General features: G+C 68.2%; 15 protein-coding genes. 12 read left to right on the forward strand and 3 right to left on the reverse strand.

The features are described from left to right. The first annotated feature begins 45 nt into the window (after positions 1-45). Positions 46-1,053 carry a VWA domain-containing protein gene (locus tag G154_RS18745; protein WP_019513144.1) on the forward strand — a complete coding sequence of 336 codons (1,008 nt, stop codon included), beginning with the start codon at positions 46-48 and terminating at the stop codon, positions 1,051-1,053. On the opposite strand, the gene G154_RS18750 is transcribed toward G154_RS18745, so the two are convergent. Next, on the reverse strand, positions 1,050-2,126 hold the full coding sequence (locus tag G154_RS18750; RefSeq protein WP_019513145.1) for an aldo/keto reductase: 1,077 nt from the start codon (positions 2,124-2,126) through the stop codon (positions 1,050-1,052). The genes G154_RS18745 and G154_RS18750 overlap by 4 nt on opposite strands. A 142-nt stretch (positions 2,127-2,268) precedes the next feature. On the opposite strand from G154_RS18750, the gene G154_RS18755 reads away from it, so the two are divergent. From G154_RS18755 to G154_RS18770, 4 genes are read left to right on the forward strand one after another with little or no spacing between them, the layout of a single operon-like run. Next, on the forward strand, positions 2,269-3,201 hold the full coding sequence (locus G154_RS18755) for an AraC family transcriptional regulator (RefSeq protein ID WP_019513146.1): 933 nt from the start codon (positions 2,269-2,271) through the stop codon (positions 3,199-3,201). A gap of 56 nt (positions 3,202-3,257) precedes the next feature. Then, positions 3,258-4,013 carry a 3-oxoacyl-ACP reductase FabG1 gene (gene fabG1, locus G154_RS18760; protein WP_023985731.1) on the forward strand — a complete coding sequence of 252 codons (756 nt, stop codon included), beginning with the start codon at positions 3,258-3,260 and terminating at the stop codon, positions 4,011-4,013. 41 nt (positions 4,014-4,054) lie between these two features. Further along, positions 4,055-4,864 carry an NADH-dependent enoyl-ACP reductase InhA gene (gene inhA / locus G154_RS18765; RefSeq protein WP_019513148.1) on the forward strand — a complete coding sequence of 270 codons (810 nt, stop codon included), beginning with the start codon at positions 4,055-4,057 and terminating at the stop codon, positions 4,862-4,864. Between the two features lie 16 nt (positions 4,865-4,880). Continuing rightward, positions 4,881-5,960, forward strand: a complete 1,080-nt coding sequence (locus G154_RS18770) for a ferrochelatase (protein ID WP_019513149.1) — start codon at positions 4,881-4,883, stop codon at positions 5,958-5,960. A gap of 18 nt (positions 5,961-5,978) precedes the next feature. Here G154_RS18770 and G154_RS18775 read toward each other — a convergent pair whose 3' ends face one another. Next, positions 5,979-6,827 (reverse strand): hypothetical protein, encoded by an 849-nt coding sequence (locus G154_RS18775; RefSeq protein ID WP_019513150.1) that lies wholly within the window; start codon positions 6,825-6,827, stop codon positions 5,979-5,981. 57 nt (positions 6,828-6,884) lie between these two features. Here G154_RS18775 and G154_RS18780 point away from each other — a divergent pair, with 57 nt between their 5' ends. The 3 genes from G154_RS18780 to G154_RS18790 all read left to right on the forward strand — a co-directional run bounded on the left by G154_RS18780 (position 6,885) and on the right by G154_RS18790 (position 10,103). Continuing rightward, positions 6,885-7,313: an NfeD family protein gene (locus tag G154_RS18780; RefSeq protein WP_019513151.1), complete on the forward strand. Its 429-nt coding sequence runs from the start codon at positions 6,885-6,887 to the stop codon at positions 7,311-7,313. 66 nt (positions 7,314-7,379) lie between these two features. Then, a complete protein-coding gene (locus G154_RS18785; protein ID WP_019513152.1) occupies positions 7,380-8,588 on the forward strand; it encodes an SPFH domain-containing protein in 1,209 nt (402 codons plus the stop codon). A gap of 138 nt (positions 8,589-8,726) precedes the next feature. Continuing rightward, positions 8,727-10,103, forward strand: coding sequence for a hypothetical protein (locus G154_RS18790; RefSeq protein ID WP_131701314.1), 1,377 nt, complete (start codon positions 8,727-8,729; stop codon positions 10,101-10,103). Between the two features lies 1 nt (position 10,104). On the opposite strand, the gene G154_RS18795 is transcribed toward G154_RS18790, so the two are convergent. Beyond that, positions 10,105-10,848 (reverse strand): TVP38/TMEM64 family protein, encoded by a 744-nt coding sequence (locus tag G154_RS18795; RefSeq protein WP_023985732.1) that lies wholly within the window; start codon positions 10,846-10,848, stop codon positions 10,105-10,107. 151 nt (positions 10,849-10,999) lie between these two features. On the opposite strand from G154_RS18795, the gene mutA reads away from it, so the two are divergent. The 4 genes from mutA (at position 11,000) to G154_RS18815 (ending at position 17,507) form a co-directional block, all read left to right on the forward strand. After that, entirely contained in the window at positions 11,000-12,835 is a 1,836-nt protein-coding gene (mutA, locus tag G154_RS18800) for a methylmalonyl-CoA mutase small subunit (RefSeq protein WP_023985733.1), read from the forward strand. Between the two features lies 1 nt (position 12,836). Further along, on the forward strand, positions 12,837-15,101 hold the full coding sequence (gene scpA, locus G154_RS18805) for a methylmalonyl-CoA mutase (protein WP_019513156.1): 2,265 nt from the start codon (positions 12,837-12,839) through the stop codon (positions 15,099-15,101). Continuing rightward, on the forward strand, positions 15,101-16,084 hold the full coding sequence (gene meaB, locus G154_RS18810; RefSeq protein WP_019513157.1) for a methylmalonyl Co-A mutase-associated GTPase MeaB: 984 nt from the start codon (positions 15,101-15,103) through the stop codon (positions 16,082-16,084). Before scpA ends, meaB begins: the two co-directional genes overlap by 1 nt. A gap of 118 nt (positions 16,085-16,202) precedes the next feature. Then, entirely contained in the window at positions 16,203-17,507 is a 1,305-nt protein-coding gene (locus tag G154_RS18815) for a serine hydrolase domain-containing protein (protein ID WP_019513158.1), read from the forward strand. Positions 17,508-18,293 lie beyond the last annotated feature (786 nt).

Below are 18,293 nucleotides of genomic sequence, written 5' to 3' on the forward strand. Positions count from 1 at the left end.
GATGAGCGTGGTTGGGGCAATCGATACCGAAATGACTAGGCACACATGACATTGCCATTGCTCGGGCCGATGAGCCTGTCGGGTTTCGAACACAAATGGTTCTTTCTGTTCCTGCTCGCGGTGCTGGGGCTCGTCGTCCTCTACATCGTGGTGCAGCGGGCGCGGAAACAGCGGATCCTGCGATTCGCCAATATGGAACTGCTGGAGCGGGTGGCGCCCAAGCAGCCGAGCCGGTGGCGCCATCTACCCGCCATCCTGCTCATCGCCGCGCTGACCCTGCTGACCGTCGCGATGGCCGGACCGACCAATGACGTACGCATCCCGCGTAACCGTGCCGTCGTCATGCTCGTCATCGACGTCTCGCAGTCCATGCGGGCCACCGACGTGGCGCCCAGCCGGCTCGTCGCCGCCCAGGAGGCGGCCAAGCAGTTCGCCGATCAGCTGACACCCGGGATCAACCTCGGCCTCATCGCCTATGCAGGTACCGCCACGGTCCTGGTGTCCCCGACGACCAATCGGGAGGCCACCAAGAACGGGATCGACAAGCTGCAGCTGGCCGATCGCACCGCCACCGGCGAGGGCATCTTCACCGCCCTGCAGGCCATCGCCACCGTCGGCGCGGTGATCGGCGGCGGTGACGAGCCCCCGCCCGCGCGCATCGTGCTGATGTCCGACGGCAAGGAGACGGTGCCGTCGAATCCGGACAACCCCAAGGGCGCCTATACCGCCGCGCGCACCGCCAAGGACCAGGGTGTGCCGATCTCGACGGTGTCCTTCGGCACGCCGTACGGGTATGTCGAGATCAACGAACAGCGGCAGCCGGTGCCGGTCGACGACGAGATGCTGGCCAAGATCGCCGAACTCTCCGGGGGCGAGGCCTTCACCGCCTCCAGCCTGGAACAGCTCAAGGCGGTGTTCAGCTCCCTTCAGGAGCAGATCGGCTACGAGACCATGAAGGGCGATGCCAGTGTCGGCTGGCTGCGTCTGGGCGCACTGGTGCTCGCGCTGGCGGCGCTGGCTGCGCTGCTGATCAACCGCCGCCTGCCCGGCTAGTAACGGGCGGTGCCCGCCGACAGCGGCGGGTACTCACCCGAGCGGTGACCGTCGACCGTTGCGCCGGCGAACTGCAGCGCGGCCAGTAGATCCGGTTCCACCGCCGGCCGCAGACCGGGATCGGACACCGCGTCCAGCCGCTGCAGCTGTGCCTGCGCCAGCTCGATATCGAGCCCGGCCAGGTTGGTCTGCAGATGGTCGAGTCGGCGTGCACCGAGGATCGGCACGACGGTCCCGGGCCGGGCACGCAGCCAGGCCAGCGCGACGGCGGCCGAGGTGGTGCCCAGTTGGTCGGCGATCTCGCCGACCGCCTCGATGACGTCGAACTCGTCCTCGGTCGGCCCGCCGACGAAGGCGGCGCGGGCCGAGTCGTGAACCTGCGCCCCGCGGCGGTACTTGCCGGACAGGAAGCCGTTCTGCAGTGGGCTCCATGGCACCAGCGCCAGGCCCTGGTCGAGTGCGAGCGGCGCCACCTCGGCCTCGACACCGCGGTTGAGCAGTGAATAGCCGATCTGCAGGGCCACCAGCGGCGTCCAGCCCTGCAGCAGTGCCCGCGTCTGGGCTTGCGCGGTCACCCAGGCCGGGATGTTGGAGAACCCCACATACCGGATCTTGCCCGCGCGAACGAGATCGTCGAGGGTGCGCATGGTCTCTTCGATCGGGGTGTGCCGGTCCCAGTTGTGCAACCAGTACAGGTCGATGTGATCGGTGCGCAGCCTGCGCATGCTCTCCTCGAGCTGGGCGATGATCGAGCGTCTGCCCGCACCGCCACCGTTGGGGTCGCCGGGGAACATGTTCGTGAAGAACTTGGTGGCCAGAATGACACGATCGCGTCGATTCGGGTGAGCGGCGAAGTAGTCACCGAGGATCTTCTCGGAGTGTCCGTTGGTGTAGAAGTTGGCGGTGTCGATGAAGTTTCCGCCGTGGTCGAGATAGCTCGAGATGATCGCCGAGGCCTCGTCGGGGCTGCAGCCGGCGCCGCCGGCGTCTTCGCCGAAGGTCATGGCGCCCAAGGCGAATGGGCTGACACGGAGGCCGGAACGGCCGAGGGTGACGTAATGGTCGAGCGACATCGGATGTCTCCTTGATCGGGCTGGTGGTTACTCGTTTCATGCAACCGTGGCGGCCGGGTCCAGCGGTAGGCCGATCCGATCTGATTCCTGCCTGATCCGCTCAACGATGGATGAATCGTGCTGTTCGTGATTCGCTGAGCACATGACCGCCGAGCACATGACATCCGAGAGCACCACCGCGGCCACGCTGTCCGAGCTGCGCCGGCTGGTGGACACGCATGCGGTGGCGTCGATGACGACGGTGATCGACGGGCTGCTGCTGTCCCGTGTCGACACATCGGAGCCGGAGTACTCACTGACCGAGCCGCTGCTCGTGATCATGGCGCAGGGTGCCAAACGGATCCTGCTCGGTGACCAGATGTTCGATTACCGCAGCGGCGACCTGCTCGTGGTGGCCGCCGAACTGCCCGTGAGCGGGCACTTCGTCGGTGCCGATGCCGCCACTCCGGCGCTCGGGGTCGGCATCGTGCTACGCCCGACCGCGATCGCCGAACTGCTGCTCGCCGCTCGCGGCAGACTCCATCCGGCAAACGTGGGCGGGCCGGCTGGCCCGGCCATGGCCAGCGGACCCGCCGAACCCGCGCTGCTCGACGCGGTGCTGCGGCTGACCCGGTTGGTGGAGCATCCCGACGATGCCGCGGTACTTGCCCCGCTCGTCGAAAAGGAGATCCTGTGGCGGCTGCTCACCGGTCCGCACGGGGCACTGGTGGCCCGTATCGGCACCACCGGCGGGGTCTCGGCACATATCAACCGGACCATCCGCTGGATTCGCGACAATTACGCCGAGCCACTGCGCATCGCCGACCTGGCCGCGCGGGCCGGGATGAGTCCCTCGTCGTTTCACCGGCACTTTCGGGCCGTCGCGGCGATGAGCCCGTTGCAGTTCCAGAAGCAGATCAGGCTTCAGCAGGCACGAGCGTTGCTGGCGGCCGACGCCGGCGATGTCGCCGGAGTCGGCCACCTCGTCGGCTACGACAGCCCGACCCAGTTCAGCCGGGAATACCGCAGGATGTTCGGTGCGCCGCCGCGACGCGATGCGGCCCGGGGGAGTGCGCCCGCCCCGCTGCTGCCGTGATCGGCCATGCTGATGCGATTTCGGGACTGTGCAAGTCAGGCACTAAGTTGGCCTACATGAGTGAGAGCGCTGCTACCGAAGCGACCCCGGTCGGCCGTCCCCCATTCGTCTCCCGCTCGGTGCTGGTCACCGGCGGTAACCGCGGTATCGGTCTGGCCATCGCCCAGCGGCTGGCCGCCGACGGCCACAAGGTGGCGGTCACCCACCGCGGATCCGGTGCCCCCGAGGGGTTGTTCGGTGTGGTCTGTGACGTGACCGACAACGACGCGATCGACCGGGCCTTCAAGGAGGTCGAGGAGCACCAGGGGCCCGTCGAGGTGCTGGTGTCCAACGCCGGTATCTCCAAGGACGCGTTCCTGATGCGGATGACCGAGGAGCGTTTCACCGAGGTCATCAACGCCAACCTGACCGGCGCGTTCCGGGTTACCCAGCGTGCGTCTCGCAGCATGCAGCGCAACCGTTTCGGCCGCATCATCTACATCGGCTCGGTGTCGGGCATGTGGGGCATCGGCAACCAGGCGAACTACGCGGCCGCCAAGGCCGGCCTGATCGGAATGGCGCGGTCGATCTCGCGTGAGCTGTCCAAGGCCGGCGTGACCGCCAATGTCGTCGCCCCTGGCTATATCGACACCGAGATGACCCGCGCGCTCGATGAGCGCATCCAGGCCGGGGCATTGGAGTTCATTCCCGCCAAGCGGGTCGGCACCGCCGCCGATGTCGCGGGCGCGGTCAGCTTCCTGGCGTCCGAGGACGCGGGATACATCGCCGGAGCGGTCATCCCCGTCGACGGCGGCATGGGAATGGGTCACTAGACCCACCGCCGCGGCAGCGCCACGAGAAAGGAAACCAGGACATGTCAGGACTTCTGCACGGTAAGCGCATCCTCGTCACGGGGATCATCACCGACAGTTCGATCGCGTTCCACATCGCCAAGCAGGCCCAGGAGGCCGGCGCCGAGCTGGTGCTGACCGGGTTCGACCGGATGAAGCTGATCCAGCGCATCGCCGACCGGCTGCCCAATCCGGCACCGCTGCTGGAACTCGATGTGCAGAACAGCGAGCACCTCGATTCGCTGGCCGGCCGGATCGCCGAGGTGATCGGCGAGGGCAACAAGCTCGACGGTGTGGTGCACTCGATCGGTTTCATGCCGCAGACCGGGATGGGCGTCAACCCGTTCTTCGATGCGCCCTACGAGGATGTCGCCAAGGGCATCCACATCTCGGCCTACTCATACGCGTCGCTGGCCAAGGCCACCCTGCCCGTCATGAACAGCGGCGGCAGCATCGTGGGCATGGACTTCGACCCGACGCGCGCGATGCCCGCCTACAACTGGATGACCGTCGCCAAGAGCGCCCTGGAATCGGTCAACAGGTTCGTCGCGCGAGAAGCAGGACCGTTCGGTGTCCGCTCGAATCTTGTTGCCGCAGGACCGATCCGCACGCTGGCGATGAGCGCCATCGTCGGTGGTGCGCTCGGCGCCGAGGCCGGTGACCAGATGCGGCTGCTCGAAGAGGGCTGGGACCAGCGCGCTCCTATCGGCTGGAACATGAAGGACCCGACCCCGGTGGCCAAGACCGTCTGTGCCCTGCTCTCGGACTGGCTGCCGGCGACCACCGGCACCATCATCTACGCCGACGGCGGCGCCAGCACCCAGCTGCTGTAGGAAGGCGTGCAACCCCATGCACTTTGACGCGCTGCTGCTGCTGTCCTTCGGTGGACCCGAGGGGCATGACCAGGTGATGCCGTTCCTGGAGAACGTCACCCGCGGTCGCGGGATCCCGCCCGAGCGGCTGGCGGCGGTCGCCGAGCACTACCACCACTTCGGTGGTGTCTCGCCGATCAACGGCATCAACCGGGCGCTCATCGAGCAGATCGAGGGCGTGCTCGCCGATCAGGGCCGCGATCTGCCGGTGTACTTCGGCAACCGCAACTGGGAGCCGTTCGTCGAAGACACCGTCACGGCGATGCGCGACAACGGCGTTCGCCGGGCCGCGGTGTTCTCGACGTCGGCATGGGGCGGTTACTCGGGATGCGCGCAGTACCAGGAGGACATCGCCCGGGCCCGGTCCGCGGTCCCCGACGATGGCAACGGTCCGCCACCCGAACTGGTGAAACTGCGCCAGTACTTCGATCATCCGCTGTTCGTGGCGATGTTCGCCGACGCCATCGCCGACGCCGCAGGGACCCTGCCCGCCGAGCGGCGCGCGGGGGCGCGACTGGTGTTCACCGCGCATTCCATCCCGTTGCGGGCGGCCGACCGGTGCGGCCAGGACCTCTACGAGCGGCAGGTGGGATACGCGTCGCGGTTGGTGGCGGCCGCGGCCGGTTACGACGATTTCGATCTGGTCTGGCAGTCCCGGTCGGGCCCGCCGCAGGTGCCGTGGCTGGAACCCGACGTCGGGGATCACCTCGAGGTGCTCGTCGAGCGTGGGGTCGACGCGGTGATCGTCTGTCCGATCGGTTTCGTCGCCGACCACATCGAGGTCATCTGGGATCTGGACAGTGAACTGGCCGAGCAGGCCGACGCCGCGGGCGTGGCACTGGCCCGGGCGACGACCCCCAACGCACAGCGCCGTTTCGCCGAACTGGTGATCGGCCTGATCGACGAGCTGCAGTCGGAGCAGGCTCCGGCCAGGGTCGTTGGACCGCAACAGGTTCCCGGTTACGGAAACAGTCTCAACGGGTCCTTCTGCACCCCTGCGTGCGTCCCGGCGCCCGCGCAGGCGGGTCGGCCCGGCTCGGGTCCGGCCACCCGCTGAGCGGTAGGGGACCGGCGATCAGCGCCGCCAGGCCGAGTAGAGGATCGCGTTGATCGCGGCCAGCCTGGCCGTGCGCACCACCGAGGCCAACGGCCGCAGGGTGTCCGAGGCGATCTGAACCTCCGAGCTGGTCTGCAGCCCGATAGGGATCAGGCCGGAACTCGCCGTGATGATGGCGTCGATATGTGCCGCGTTCTCCAACACCCGCAGCGCCCGCTCGGGGGTGTGATCGGGCAACCGGTGCAAACGTGTCGCCTCCAGTAACTGCTCGACCATGCCCCGCGGATCGTCGATGTCGGCGACGCCGATACCGGCACTCAACGCGCTCAGGGCGTCGGCCGCCGAGCGCACCGCCGAGCGCAGCGTGTACTCGGCCTCGCCGAGATCGTGATGCTCGAGCACGACGGGTCCGGGCACGGAGTAGAGCGTCCACGCCAGCGACACCGGATCGGGTTCGTAATCGGGATCGTCGATGTCCTCGTAGGCGTATTCGGGCACCATCCCCACCGACCGGCCGGGATGCGTGCCGACGATCATCGCCTCGCCCATCGTGACCGCATCACGCTGGAACTGGGTGTCCGGCGGAAGGCCGCGCACATCGCCGGGAACCGGCAGCACCAACGCCACCGCGGGAGTACCGGCGGCCGGGCCGGCCGCGGTGCGCATGCTCTGCAGCAGCGACATGGTGCCGGAATGATTCAGGTCCGGCCACGGAAGCCCGGTGGTGCCGGCCGCGACCGAATCGTAGGCCGTAACGGAATGCTTTGGCGCCCATTGCGATAACGCATCGAGGACATCATCGGGGGCGGCGACGCCCGCAAGCCAGGCGTTGACCCATACCGTCAGCGAAGCACTCGGGCACCACATAGTTTCCGCAGTGTAGTTGTCGCCTGCCGGAACGGCCGGATTCGCTAGGCTGGGAACATGCCTGCATGGATCTGGCTGGTCGCGGCCCTGGGACTGGCAGGAGCAGAAGCCCTCACCGGTGACATGTTCCTGCTCATGCTCAGTGGCGGTGCGCTGGCCGCGGCCGGGGCGAGCTTCGTGTTCGACTGGCCGATCTGGGCCGACGGCGCGGTGTTCCTCGTCGTCTCGGTGCTGCTGCTGGCGCTGGTGCGCCCGGCGCTCAAGCGCCGGATGCTGTCCGGGGTGGGCCTGCCGGATCCGGCGAAGGCCTTGGAGGGTCGCGCCGCACTGGTGCTCGCCCCGGTCTCTCGGGATGCCGGCCAGGTCAAGCTGGACGGCGAGGTGTGGACGGCGCGTCCGCTCAACGACAACGATGTGTTCGAAAGCGGGGACCAGGTGACCGTCGTGCACATCGACGGTGCCACCGCGGTGGTCTCCAAGATCTAGACCGCAACACCCGGTCCGGGCCGTCACGTCGTCTGGACCGAAGAGTCGAACCCGGAGGGGGATCTGATGGACGGTGCGATTACCGGATTGGTACTACTGGCGGTGCTGGTGATCTTCGCGGTGATCATCGTCGCCAAATCGGTGGCTCTGATCCCACAGGCGGAGGCGGCGGTCATCGAACGCCTCGGCCGCTACAGCAAGACGGTGTCGGGTCAGCTCACGCTGCTGCTGCCGTTCGTCGACAAGATCAGGGCCCGGGTCGATCTTCGCGAGCGGGTGGTGTCCTTCCCGCCACAGCCGGTGATCACCGAGGACAACCTGACCGTCAACATCGACACCGTCGTCTACTTCCAGGTCACCGACCCTGCCAAGGCGGTCTACCAGATCAGCAACTACATCGTCGGCGTGGAGCAGCTGGCCACCACCACATTGCGCAACGTCGTCGGCGGGATGACCCTGGAGCAGACGTTGACCTCCCGTGACTCGATCAACGGGCAGTTGCGGGGCGTGCTCGACGAGGCCACCGGCCGCTGGGGTCTGCGCGTCGCCCGCGTCGAGTTGCGCAGCATCGATCCGCCGCCGTCGATCCAGGATTCGATGGAAAAGCAGATGCGTGCCGATCGCGAGAAGCGCGCCATGATCCTCACCGCAGAGGGCAGCCGCGAGGCGGCCATCAAGGCTGCAGAGGGGCAGAAGCAGGCACAGATCCTGGCGGCCGAGGGCGCCAAGCAGGCCGCGATCCTGGCCGCCGAGGCCGACCGGCAATCCCGGATGCTGCGCGCCCAGGGTGAGCGCGCCGCGGCCTACCTACAAGCGCAGGGGCAGGCCAAGGCCATCGAGAAGACCTTCGCGGCGATCAAGAAGGGCCGCCCGACCCCGGAGATGCTGGCCTACCAGTACCTGCAGACGTTGCCGCAGATGGCGAAGGGGGAGGCCAACAAGGTGTGGCTGGTGCCCAGCGACTTCGGCTCCGCGCTGCAGGGATTCACCAAGATGCTCGGCGCGCCCGGTGAGGACGGCGTGTTCCGCTACACCCCGTCGCCGGTGGACGACGGCCCGACGAAGTCCGACGAGGAGGAGGCCGAGGAGGTCGCCGACTGGTTCTCCACCGAGACCGATCCGGCGATCGCCCAGGCGGTCGCCAAGGCCGAAGCCGAGGCCCGGAATCCGGTGCCGCCGCTGGGCGCGCCGACACCGTCGCCGGCACTCGGCGGACCCGCGGCGGACGTCGCGTCGCAACCACAGCAGCAGGACGGCGCCCATCGCGCGCCATGACCACACCCCGAGCCGATAGTTGACGCCCGCGTACAATTTTTGCTGCTTAAGGGCCGCGTGCGTGGTCTAATGGCATATTGACTGGTTGCTGACGATGAAGCTGGCCCCGTGCCGGTCAGAGGACGAAATGGCGGCGCTATGACGAGAGTGTGCGTACCCGGCGCGCTGGGTGCATGCCTGCTTTCGGGGGCACTGCTCATCGGTGGGCCGGCCGCCATCGCGTTGGCCGACGACGGACCCTCCGGCGGTGGCACGGGAGGTACGTCGTCGGTGGGCTCGGGTGGTTCCACCGGGACCGCGCCGACGCCCGGGACGCGCACCCAGACCGATTTCGGTTCGACGGTGCGGGATTCGATCCGCGACACCCTCCGCGATGTCCGCAACACCCTCGGCACGCTGGGCTCGCCCAATACAAAGCCGCAGCCGGGAACCGGCACCTCGGGCACCGACATCGAGCAGCAGAACGAGCTGATCCTGCATCCCGCCGATTCCGACGCACTTCCCGACGCGACTCCCGACGTCACCCCCGAGATCGCCATCGGGATCGTGGCGCCGACCGTCGCAGCGACCGATACCGTCGCCGTATCGGTGCCACCGGTCACCCCGGCGCCGCAGCCCACCAGCGATCCCGAACCTGCGCCCACCCCGTCGGCTGGCACCAACCCGCGACCCAGCGCGCCGGAAACCAAGACCTCGACCCCTGTTCGTCCGCTCCCGTTCGCCAAGGTGCCCGATGTCATCGCGACCTTCGGCAACACGATGACCACCGTGCTGGGCTCCACCCACGACACGGTGGCGGCGGTACCGGCGCTGCTGGCCCTGCTGCCGACGTCGAAGGATCCCGTCGCCGACGTCATCTCCACCATGGAGTCGATGCTGACCTCGGTGAACACCTCGGTCAGCGCGATCATCACGCTGCCCGCCGACCTCAGCGCGCTGATGGGCGTGCCCATCGCGCCGAGTCCGGGCGCCCCGCCGGCCGCCACGCCGCGAACGTTCCAGGCAGCACCCTCGACCGACCTGTCCGAGATGATGCTGGCGCCCGTGCAGGCCGCCGATCCCGCCGGTGCACTGCTCGCCGAGATGCCGGCGCAGCCGTCGCTGCTCGCGTCGCCGACGACCGTCAGCCTGCGGACAGCCGCCCCCGCGGTCCCGATTCCCGTCGGACTACGCGGTATCGCCACCTCGTCGACGCCGGATTCGTTCCTCGACCGGGCGGTCAGCGAGGTCCTGCTGCCGCTGTCGCTGGCCGCGCTTGCCGCGGTGGCGCTGCCCGGGGTGGGCGGCCTGCTGGTGATCCTGGCACTCGGCATCCGCATCGGGTACCGGCAGGCGAAGGCGGGATGGGCCGTTCACGTGGCCGGCTTCGGACGTTTCGCCGGGGCAGGACCGCTCGGTGTGGTCCGGTCCGGTTCGATGGTCGCGCTGCACATCCCGCGCGGCATCCGCAGCAAGGCGGCCGGTGGAAGCCCCGCCGTGGTGCGGTTCCTGGACCGCTCCGACAAGGCCGCCTGACTCAGCCGTTCTGCGCCGCACTGTCCTCGACGGCAGGCTGTCGATCGCCGTCGTGGTGGTGACGATGCGCCCGGATCTCGTAGATCAGACCGGCGATGCCGACAGCGGCGGTGCAGGCCGAAACCAGGAACAGCAGCGGGCTGATGTTGCCCGTCAGCGCGTCGCCGAGGATCACCACGGCGGCGGTCCCCGGGATCACACCGACCAGTGTGGCGACCGCATAGGGCAGCAGTCGGACCGCGGACGCGCCGGCGGCGTAGTTGAGCACCGCGAATGGCACCGCCGGGATCATCCGCATCGACAGCACCGTCACCCAGCCCCGTTCACGCAGGCGGGCATCGAGCGTGTCCACCCGCGGATGGCTCACCAACCGGCTCAACTGCCAACCGGCCGCGCGCACCAGCACCACGGCGATCACGGCGCTCACGGTGCTGGCCACCACCGCAAGCCCGATACCGAGCAACGGTCCGAACAACAAACCAGCCGACAGCGTGAAAGCGGTTCGGGGAAAAGGGAAGACCGTCATCACGGTGTGCGCGGCGAAGAACACCAGGGGAAACCACGGGCCGGCCGCGGTGGCCCATTCCCGCATCTGCATCGCGGTCGGCAGCGGCACCAGCAATGCCACTGCGACAAGAATCACAATCGTGGCGGCGATGCCGAGGACGCGCCGGTGCGGCAGTTGGGCCGCGGTGCCCGCCACCGTGGCTGCGACGGTGCGCAGCGTGCTGACGACGGGTTTCACGTGTTCCAACCCTACGGGGCGCGCCGCAGGGACGGTGCGCACCACGGTCGGCGATCCGGCGGGCGAGCCCGCCCACTGCACGAAGTGGTGGTAACGATCATTTAGCCTCATGAGGAGTTCACCCGCCCCACACTGCGAAAACAGGAGTCACATGTCCTCGAGCGTGATGGAATCGGACCGCGAGCGCTGGCGCTCCGGGGTGGCGGCCGTGCTGGCGAAAAGCCTGCGCCGCGAGGTGGCCGACCTCCCCGAGGAGCCCGAGCGGCTGCTCGACTCACCCACCTACGAGGGCTTCCCGGTGCGGCCCCTCTACACGAGTCTCGACGGACATTCCGAACCCGCGCTTCCGGGTCAGTGGCCATTCGTCCGTGGCGGTGACGCCCGCCGCGATGTGCTCAGCGGATGGAAGGTGGCCGAGGAGTTTCCGGCCGGGCACACCTCCGCGGCCGACGCCAACAACGCCGCGCTGCTGGCACTGACCGAGGGCGCCAGCGCACTGGTGCTCAAGGTGGGGGCCCATGGCGTGGCCGCCGAAGAGTTCGCCCAGCTGGTACAGGGCATCTACCTGGATCTGGTTCCGGTGGTCGTCGACGCCGGAGCCGATTACGCGGATGCCGCCGCCGCGCTGCTCCCACTGTTGGCCGACTTCGACGACGACCAGAATTCGCGACTCTCGGTGGATCTGGGTGCCGACCCGTTGACCGCCCCGCTGAGCGGTCGGGCCGCACCGGCGCTCGCCGACGTGGTGACGGTGGCGACCGGAATCGCCGGCAGGCAGGGCGTCCGGGCGATCACGGTGGATGGTCCCGCACTGCACAATCTCGGTGCCAGCGCGGTGTGGGAGCTGGCCGCCGTGGTGGCCGCGGGTGTCGAGTATCTGCGGGCGCTCGTCGCCGCGGGCCTCAGCCCCGCACAGGCCCTCGGACAGATCAGCCTCCGGCTGGCGGCCGATGACGATCAGTTCACGACGATCGCCAAGATGCGCGCGGTGCGCCGGCTGTGGGCGCGGGTCGCCGAGGTGATCGGCGCCCCCGAGGCCGGCGCGGTCACCGTGCATGCGGTGACCTCGGCGCCGATGATGAGCCAGCGTGACCCGTGGGTGAACATGTTGCGCACCACGCTGGCGGCATTCGGTGCCGGCGTCGGCGGTGCCGACACCGTGCTGGTGCAGCCCTTCGACGCCGCGATCCCCGGCGGGCTGCCGGGAACGGCGACGAGCTTCACCCGGCGGATGGCGCGCAACACCCAACTGCTGCTGCTCGAAGAATCGCACCTGGGCAAGGTGCTCGACCCGGGAGCGGGCTCCTGGTTCATCGAGGACCTGACCGTGCAGCTGGCCGAACACGCCTGGGCGCACTTCCAGGATCTGGAGAGCCGCGGCGGGCTCACCGCCGCGCGCGATCACCTCGACGAGCAGATCGCCACCGTGCGCGGGCAGCGCGCCGCGGACATCGCGCACCGGCGGACCTCGCTGACCGGTGTGAACGAGTTCCCCAACCTCGCCGAGAAACCGCTACCGGCGGGGTCGCGCGCCGAGGAATCCGCCCGGATCTACCGCTACGCCGCGGAATTCGAGGCCCTGCGCGACCGGTCCGATGCCTATCTGGCCGAGCACGGGACGCGCCCGCAGGCCGTCCTGCTACCGCTGGGCCCGTTGGCCGAGCACAACATCCGCACGACCTTCGCGGCCAACCTGCTGGCCTCCGGTGGCATCGAGACGGTCAACCCGGGCACCGTGGATCCCGCCGGTGTGGCCGCCGCGGTCGGTACGCACACCGTGGCCGTCATCTGCGGTACGGACGCCCGCTACGGCACCGAGGTCTCCGATATCGCGGCGGCCGCGCGCGCGGCCGGGATCACGCACCTGTACCTGGCCGGACCGGAGAAATCGGTCGCCGAGGCGACCGCCAAGCCCGACGAGTACCTCACCGCCAAGATCAACGCCGTCGAGGCTCTCTCGACCCTGCTCACCCGATTGGGAGCGTGACATGACGTCAACGGAGAAGACCGAAACGGCGGCCATCGCCAGCTTCGCCGATGTGCCGCTGCAGGGGGACACCACCCCGGCCGCAGCCACCGCCGAAGGTGTCGCCGAGCTGGCCGCCGGGGCCGCCGCGGCACACGGCTACACCCCCGAACAACTGGTGTGGGCGACGCCGGAGGGCATCGACGTCAAGCCGGTCTACATCGCCGCCGACCGTGACCAGGCCGCCGCCGCCGGATATCCGGTGGACAGCTTCCCCGGCGACCCGCCGTTCATCCGCGGGCCCTACCCGACGATGTACGTCAACCAGCCATGGACGATCCGCCAGTACGCCGGTTTCTCCACCGCGGCCGAGTCCAACGCCTTCTACCGGCGCAACCTGGCCGCCGGTCAGAAGGGTCTGTCGGTCGCCTTCGATCTGGCCACCCACCGCGGTTACGACTCCGACCATCCGCGGGTCGCCGGCGATGTCGGTATGGCGGGTGTGGCCATCGATTCGATCCTGGACATGCGCCAACTCTTCGACGGTATCGACCTGGGCAGCGTGTCGGTCTCGATGACGATGAACGGCGCGGTGCTGCCGATCCTGGCGCTCTACGTGGTGGCCGCCGAGGAGCAGGGGGTGGCTCCGGAGAAACTGGCCGGGACCATCCAGAACGACATCCTCAAAGAGTTCATGGTCCGCAACACCTACATCTACCCGCCCAAACCGTCGATGCGGATCATCTCCGACATCTTCGGCTACACCAGCGCCAAGATGCCGAAGTTCAACAGCATCTCGATCTCGGGTTACCACATCCAGGAGGCGGGCGCGACGGCCGATCTGGAGCTGGCCTACACGCTGGCCGACGGCGTCGAGTACATCAAGGCGGGCCTGGACGCCGGCCTGGACATCGACAAGTTCGCACCGCGGCTGTCCTTCTTCTGGGGCATCGGGATGAACTTCTTCATGGAGGTGGCCAAGCTGCGTGCCGGCCGGCTGCTGTGGAGTGAGCTGGTTTCGCAATTCGACCCGAAGAGCTCCAAATCGCTTTCCCTGCGCACCCATTCGCAGACCTCGGGTTGGTCGTTGACCGCGCAGGACGTCTTCAACAACGTCGCGCGCACCTGTGTGGAGGCGATGGCCGCCACCCAGGGGCACACCCAGTCGTTGCACACCAACGCCCTCGACGAGGCGCTGGCGCTGCCGACCGACTTCTCCGCTCGGATCGCCCGCAACACCCAGCTGTTGCTGCAGCAGGAGTCGGGCACGACGCGGCCGATCGATCCGTGGGGTGGCTCGTATTACGTCGAGTGGCTGACCCATCAGCTCGCCGACCGGGCCAGGGCACATATCGAGGAGGTCGCCGAATACGGCGGCATGGCCCAGGCCATCGACGCGGGCATCCCCAAGATGCGCATCGAGGAGGCCGCCGCGCGCACCCAGGCACGCATCGACTCCGGTGTGCAGGCACTGATCGGTGTGAACAAGTACCAGGTCGCCGAGGATCAGGAGATCGAGGTCCTCAAGGTCGAGAACAGCCGGGTGCGCGCCGAACAGCTGGCCAAGCTGGAGCGCCTCCGTTCGGAAAGAGATGAGCACGCCACCCAGGCCGCGCTTGCCGAATTGACCCGTGCCGCTGGGGAGAACGTGGCCACCGGGGAGGATGGTCTCGGCAACAACCTGATGGCGCTGGCCATCAACGCGGCCCGCGCCCACGCCACCGTCGGTGAGATATCCGATGCGTTGGAGAAGGTGTACGGCCGTCATGTCGCGGAGATCCGCACCATCTCCGGCGTGTATCGCGACGAGGTCGGGAAGGCTGGCAACGTGAGTACCGCGACGGATCTGGTGGAGCGCTTCGCCGAGGCCGACGGACGACGTCCGCGCATCCTGGTGGCCAAGATGGGCCAGGACGGACACGACCGCGGACAGAAGGTGATCGCGACGGCATTCGCCGATATCGGCTTCGACGTGGACGTCGGTTCGCTGTTCTCCACTCCGGACGAGGTGGCCCGCCAGGCCGCCGACAACGACGTGCACGTCGTCGGGGTGTCCTCGCTGGCTGCCGGTCACCTCACGTTGGTGCCCGCACTGCGCGACGCGCTGGCCGAGGTGGGTCGCCCGGACATCATGGTCGTGGTGGGCGGGGTCATCCCGCCCGGCGACTTCGACGAGTTGTATGCCGCGGGTGCCACCGCGATCTTCCCGCCGGGAACCGTGATCGCCGATGCAGCGATCGGCCTGCTGCACAAGCTGGCCGAGCGACTCGGGTACAGCCTGGCTTGATGAGCCGCCCGGATCTTGCGCCCGCAGAATTGGCGTCGGCACTGCGCAGCGGGGATCGCGCGGCGCTGGCCCGCGCGATCACCCTTGTCGAGTCGACGCGCGCCGACCACCGGCAGCGGGCACAGGAGCTGCTGCTGGAGCTGATGCCGGACGCGGGCAGCGCCGTCCACGTGGGCATCACCGGGGTGCCCGGGGTCGGCAAGTCGACGACAATCGAGGCGCTGGGCATGCACCTGATCGAGGCCGGACATCGGGTGGCGGTGCTGGCCGTCGATCCGTCCTCGACGCGCACCGGCGGATCGATCCTCGGGGACAAGACCCGGATGGCGAAGTTGGCCGTCCACCCCGACGCCTACATCCGGCCTTCTCCGACATCGGGAACCCTCGGTGGGGTGGCCCGGGCCACCCGCGAGACCATCGTGCTGCTGGAGGCGGCAGGCTTCGACGTGATCCTTGTCGAGACCGTCGGGGTGGGCCAATCCGAGGTGACGGTGTCGGACATGGTGGACACCTTCGTGTTCCTGACCCTGGCCCGCACCGGAGATCAGTTGCAGGGCATCAAGAAGGGCGTCCTGGAGCTGGCCGACATCGTGGTGGTCAACAAGGCCGACGGTCCGCACGCCGTCGAGGCGCGAGCCGCCGCGCGCGAGCTGGCCGGCGCCTTGCGGTTGATCTATCCGCGCGAAACTCTTTGGCGGCCACCGGTTCTCACCATGAGTGCGTTGACCGGCGACGGGCTGGAACAGCTGTGGCAGACCGTGGAGGAACACCGCAGGGTGCTGACCGAGGCGGGGGAGTTCGAGTCGCGCCGACGCGCCCAGCAGGTGAACTGGACCTGGTCCATGGTCCGTGACACGGTGTTGGACCGGGTGCTGAGCAACCCGGAGGTCAAGCGGATACGTGCCGATGTCGAGCGTCAGGTGCGCGATGGCGAGCTGACCGCGGCCCTGGCGGCCCAGCGGATCCTCGACGCCGCCGACTGAGTCGGCGCGGACAGCGTTATGGCTGGCGGGATGCCGCTTTTCGGCAAACCCCGACGTCCTCACGGTTAGGTAACAGTCCTCGGTAGTTAGCCAGCCGGCGGAGTACATTGTGGCGACTGTGACCTACGCAATAGATGGTGAGCGCAACGACGCGTTCGCCGAGCAGACCGGGGGCGTCCGCGCCGGCGTCCTGCCGCGCGGCGTGCGCGGTGCCGCCGATCCCAGCTTCGCGCTCGCGGTACAGGCCTTCTCCCGGCTGTTCGGTCCGCGCCGGTTCGGCGGCGGCGCGCTGACGGTGTACCTGGACGGGGTTCCCGTCGTCGACGTCTGGACCGGCTGGGCCGATCGCGCGGGCCGGCGACGCTGGTCGGCCGATACCGGCGCCATGGTCTTCTCCGCGACCAAGGGGCTGGCTTCCACCGTCATCCACCGGCTGGTGGACCGCGGACTCGTCGATTACGAGGCGCCGGTCGCCGAGTACTGGCCGGAATTCGGCGCCAGAGGTAAGGGTGCCATCACGGTCCGCGACGTCATGCGGCACCGGGCGGGTTTGTCCCAGCTCAACGGTGTCACCATGGCAGATCTGCTCGACCATGTCCGGATGGAGGAGCGCATCGCCGCCGCGCCGCCGGGGTTGTTGCGTGGTCGGCCCGCCTACCATGCTCTGACCTACGGCTGGCTGGTCTCGGGACTGGCCCGGTCCGTCACCGGGCTGGGTATGCGTGAGCTCTTCCGGACCGAGCTGGCGCGCCCGCTCGACGTCGACGGTATCCATTTGGGTCGGCCGCCGGTCTCGGCACCGACCCGGCCCGCCCAGATCATCGGTCCGCAGCGGCATCTGCAGAACCCGATCGTCAACCTGCTCACCCCACGGCTGGCGGCGCTGCCGGTCTCGGGGGGCCTGGGCGCGCTCTACTTCCCCGGGATGAAGTCCGTGGTGCAGGGGGAGACCCCGCTGTTGGACGGCGAGATGGCATCGGCCAACGGTGTGTCGACCGCGCGCGGCTTGGCGCGGGTGTACGGCGCGATCGCCAACGGCGGCGAGATCGACGGCACCCGGTTCCTGTCCGGTTCGGTGGTGGCGGGTCTGACCGGCCCGCGCAGCCTGCATCCCGATGGGTCACTGGGTATGCCGATGTCCTTTCACCTCGGCTACCACGGATTGCCGCTGCCCGGTGTGCTCCCGGGGTTCGGCCATGTCGGGCTGGGGGGCTCGCTGGGCTGGGCTGATCCGGCCGCCGGGCTGGCATTCGGTTACGTGCACAATCGGCTGCTGACCCCTCTGGTGGTCGCCGATCAGGCCGGGTTCGTGGCGATGGCGGCGCTCATCCGCCGGGGCGCCGCGCGTGCCAGGCAACGGGGATTCGCCGCGGTTCCGCGCTTCGGTGCGGGATCCGCGGGGCCGGCCGCGACGGCTGTCTGAACGCCCCGGCCGGTCCTTGTTTCGGTCGCCCGAAGTTTTGCTTGCCGCGGCGATCATCACGCGATACCGCGGGTAACACGATATTGCTGGTGACCTCGGCAGTTGGCTGGATGAATGGATATACGGCGCCGTGCAAGGGCATTTTGCCGCTGTCGCAGCGCCGGACCGGCCCCATTCCGAACGTGCAGATTCCGTTACCCAGTCAAAGGTTGCCAACCTCTCTGGCGAACTCGCCGGGATGCGCGTCGCCGAACCCCCGCGATATCGCGTTGCCCATGCCAGTGTGATCATTGTGACTGCTGTTTACTCAGCTAGTGCGTGTTGAGCGGGCTGTTCGCGTCCTCGGCCGACAGCTTCTTCACAGTTTCGACGCACGTGTCGACATGCTGCATGGTCGGTCCAATGTGTTTGCTGGCAAATCCGTTGGCTAATCCATCGCTTGACAAGGTGACTCGAATCACATTTACTTGGACGTCAATATGGATGTTCATTCGCAGGTGGAAGGCCCGATGCGCAGTTGCTGGAATCACAAGACGTAGCTGGTGTAGCCTGCGCAACGGCGCTCTTGACGCTGTAGAGTTCGCAGTGGATTTGCTCGATTTTTAACGCCGTCGTCAACGGGGACGACTACGCTCCGACTCGGAGGCGAGTTGAAGCGAGGTCCGGAGAGGGTGAGGAAGAGTGCGCAACGGTTTTGTGCTCCTGTCAGACCGGCAGCCCGGTTGACCCGGCAGTAGCCAGCGCGCCCACTCAGTCTCGTACTACCCGTTTGGAAGAGGTTTGAAC

Origin of the sequence: Mycobacterium sp. VKM Ac-1816D (assembly GCF_000416385.1) — a bacterium.
In the GTDB taxonomy this organism is placed as follows: domain Bacteria; phylum Actinomycetota; class Actinomycetes; order Mycobacteriales; family Mycobacteriaceae; genus Mycobacterium; species Mycobacterium neoaurum_A.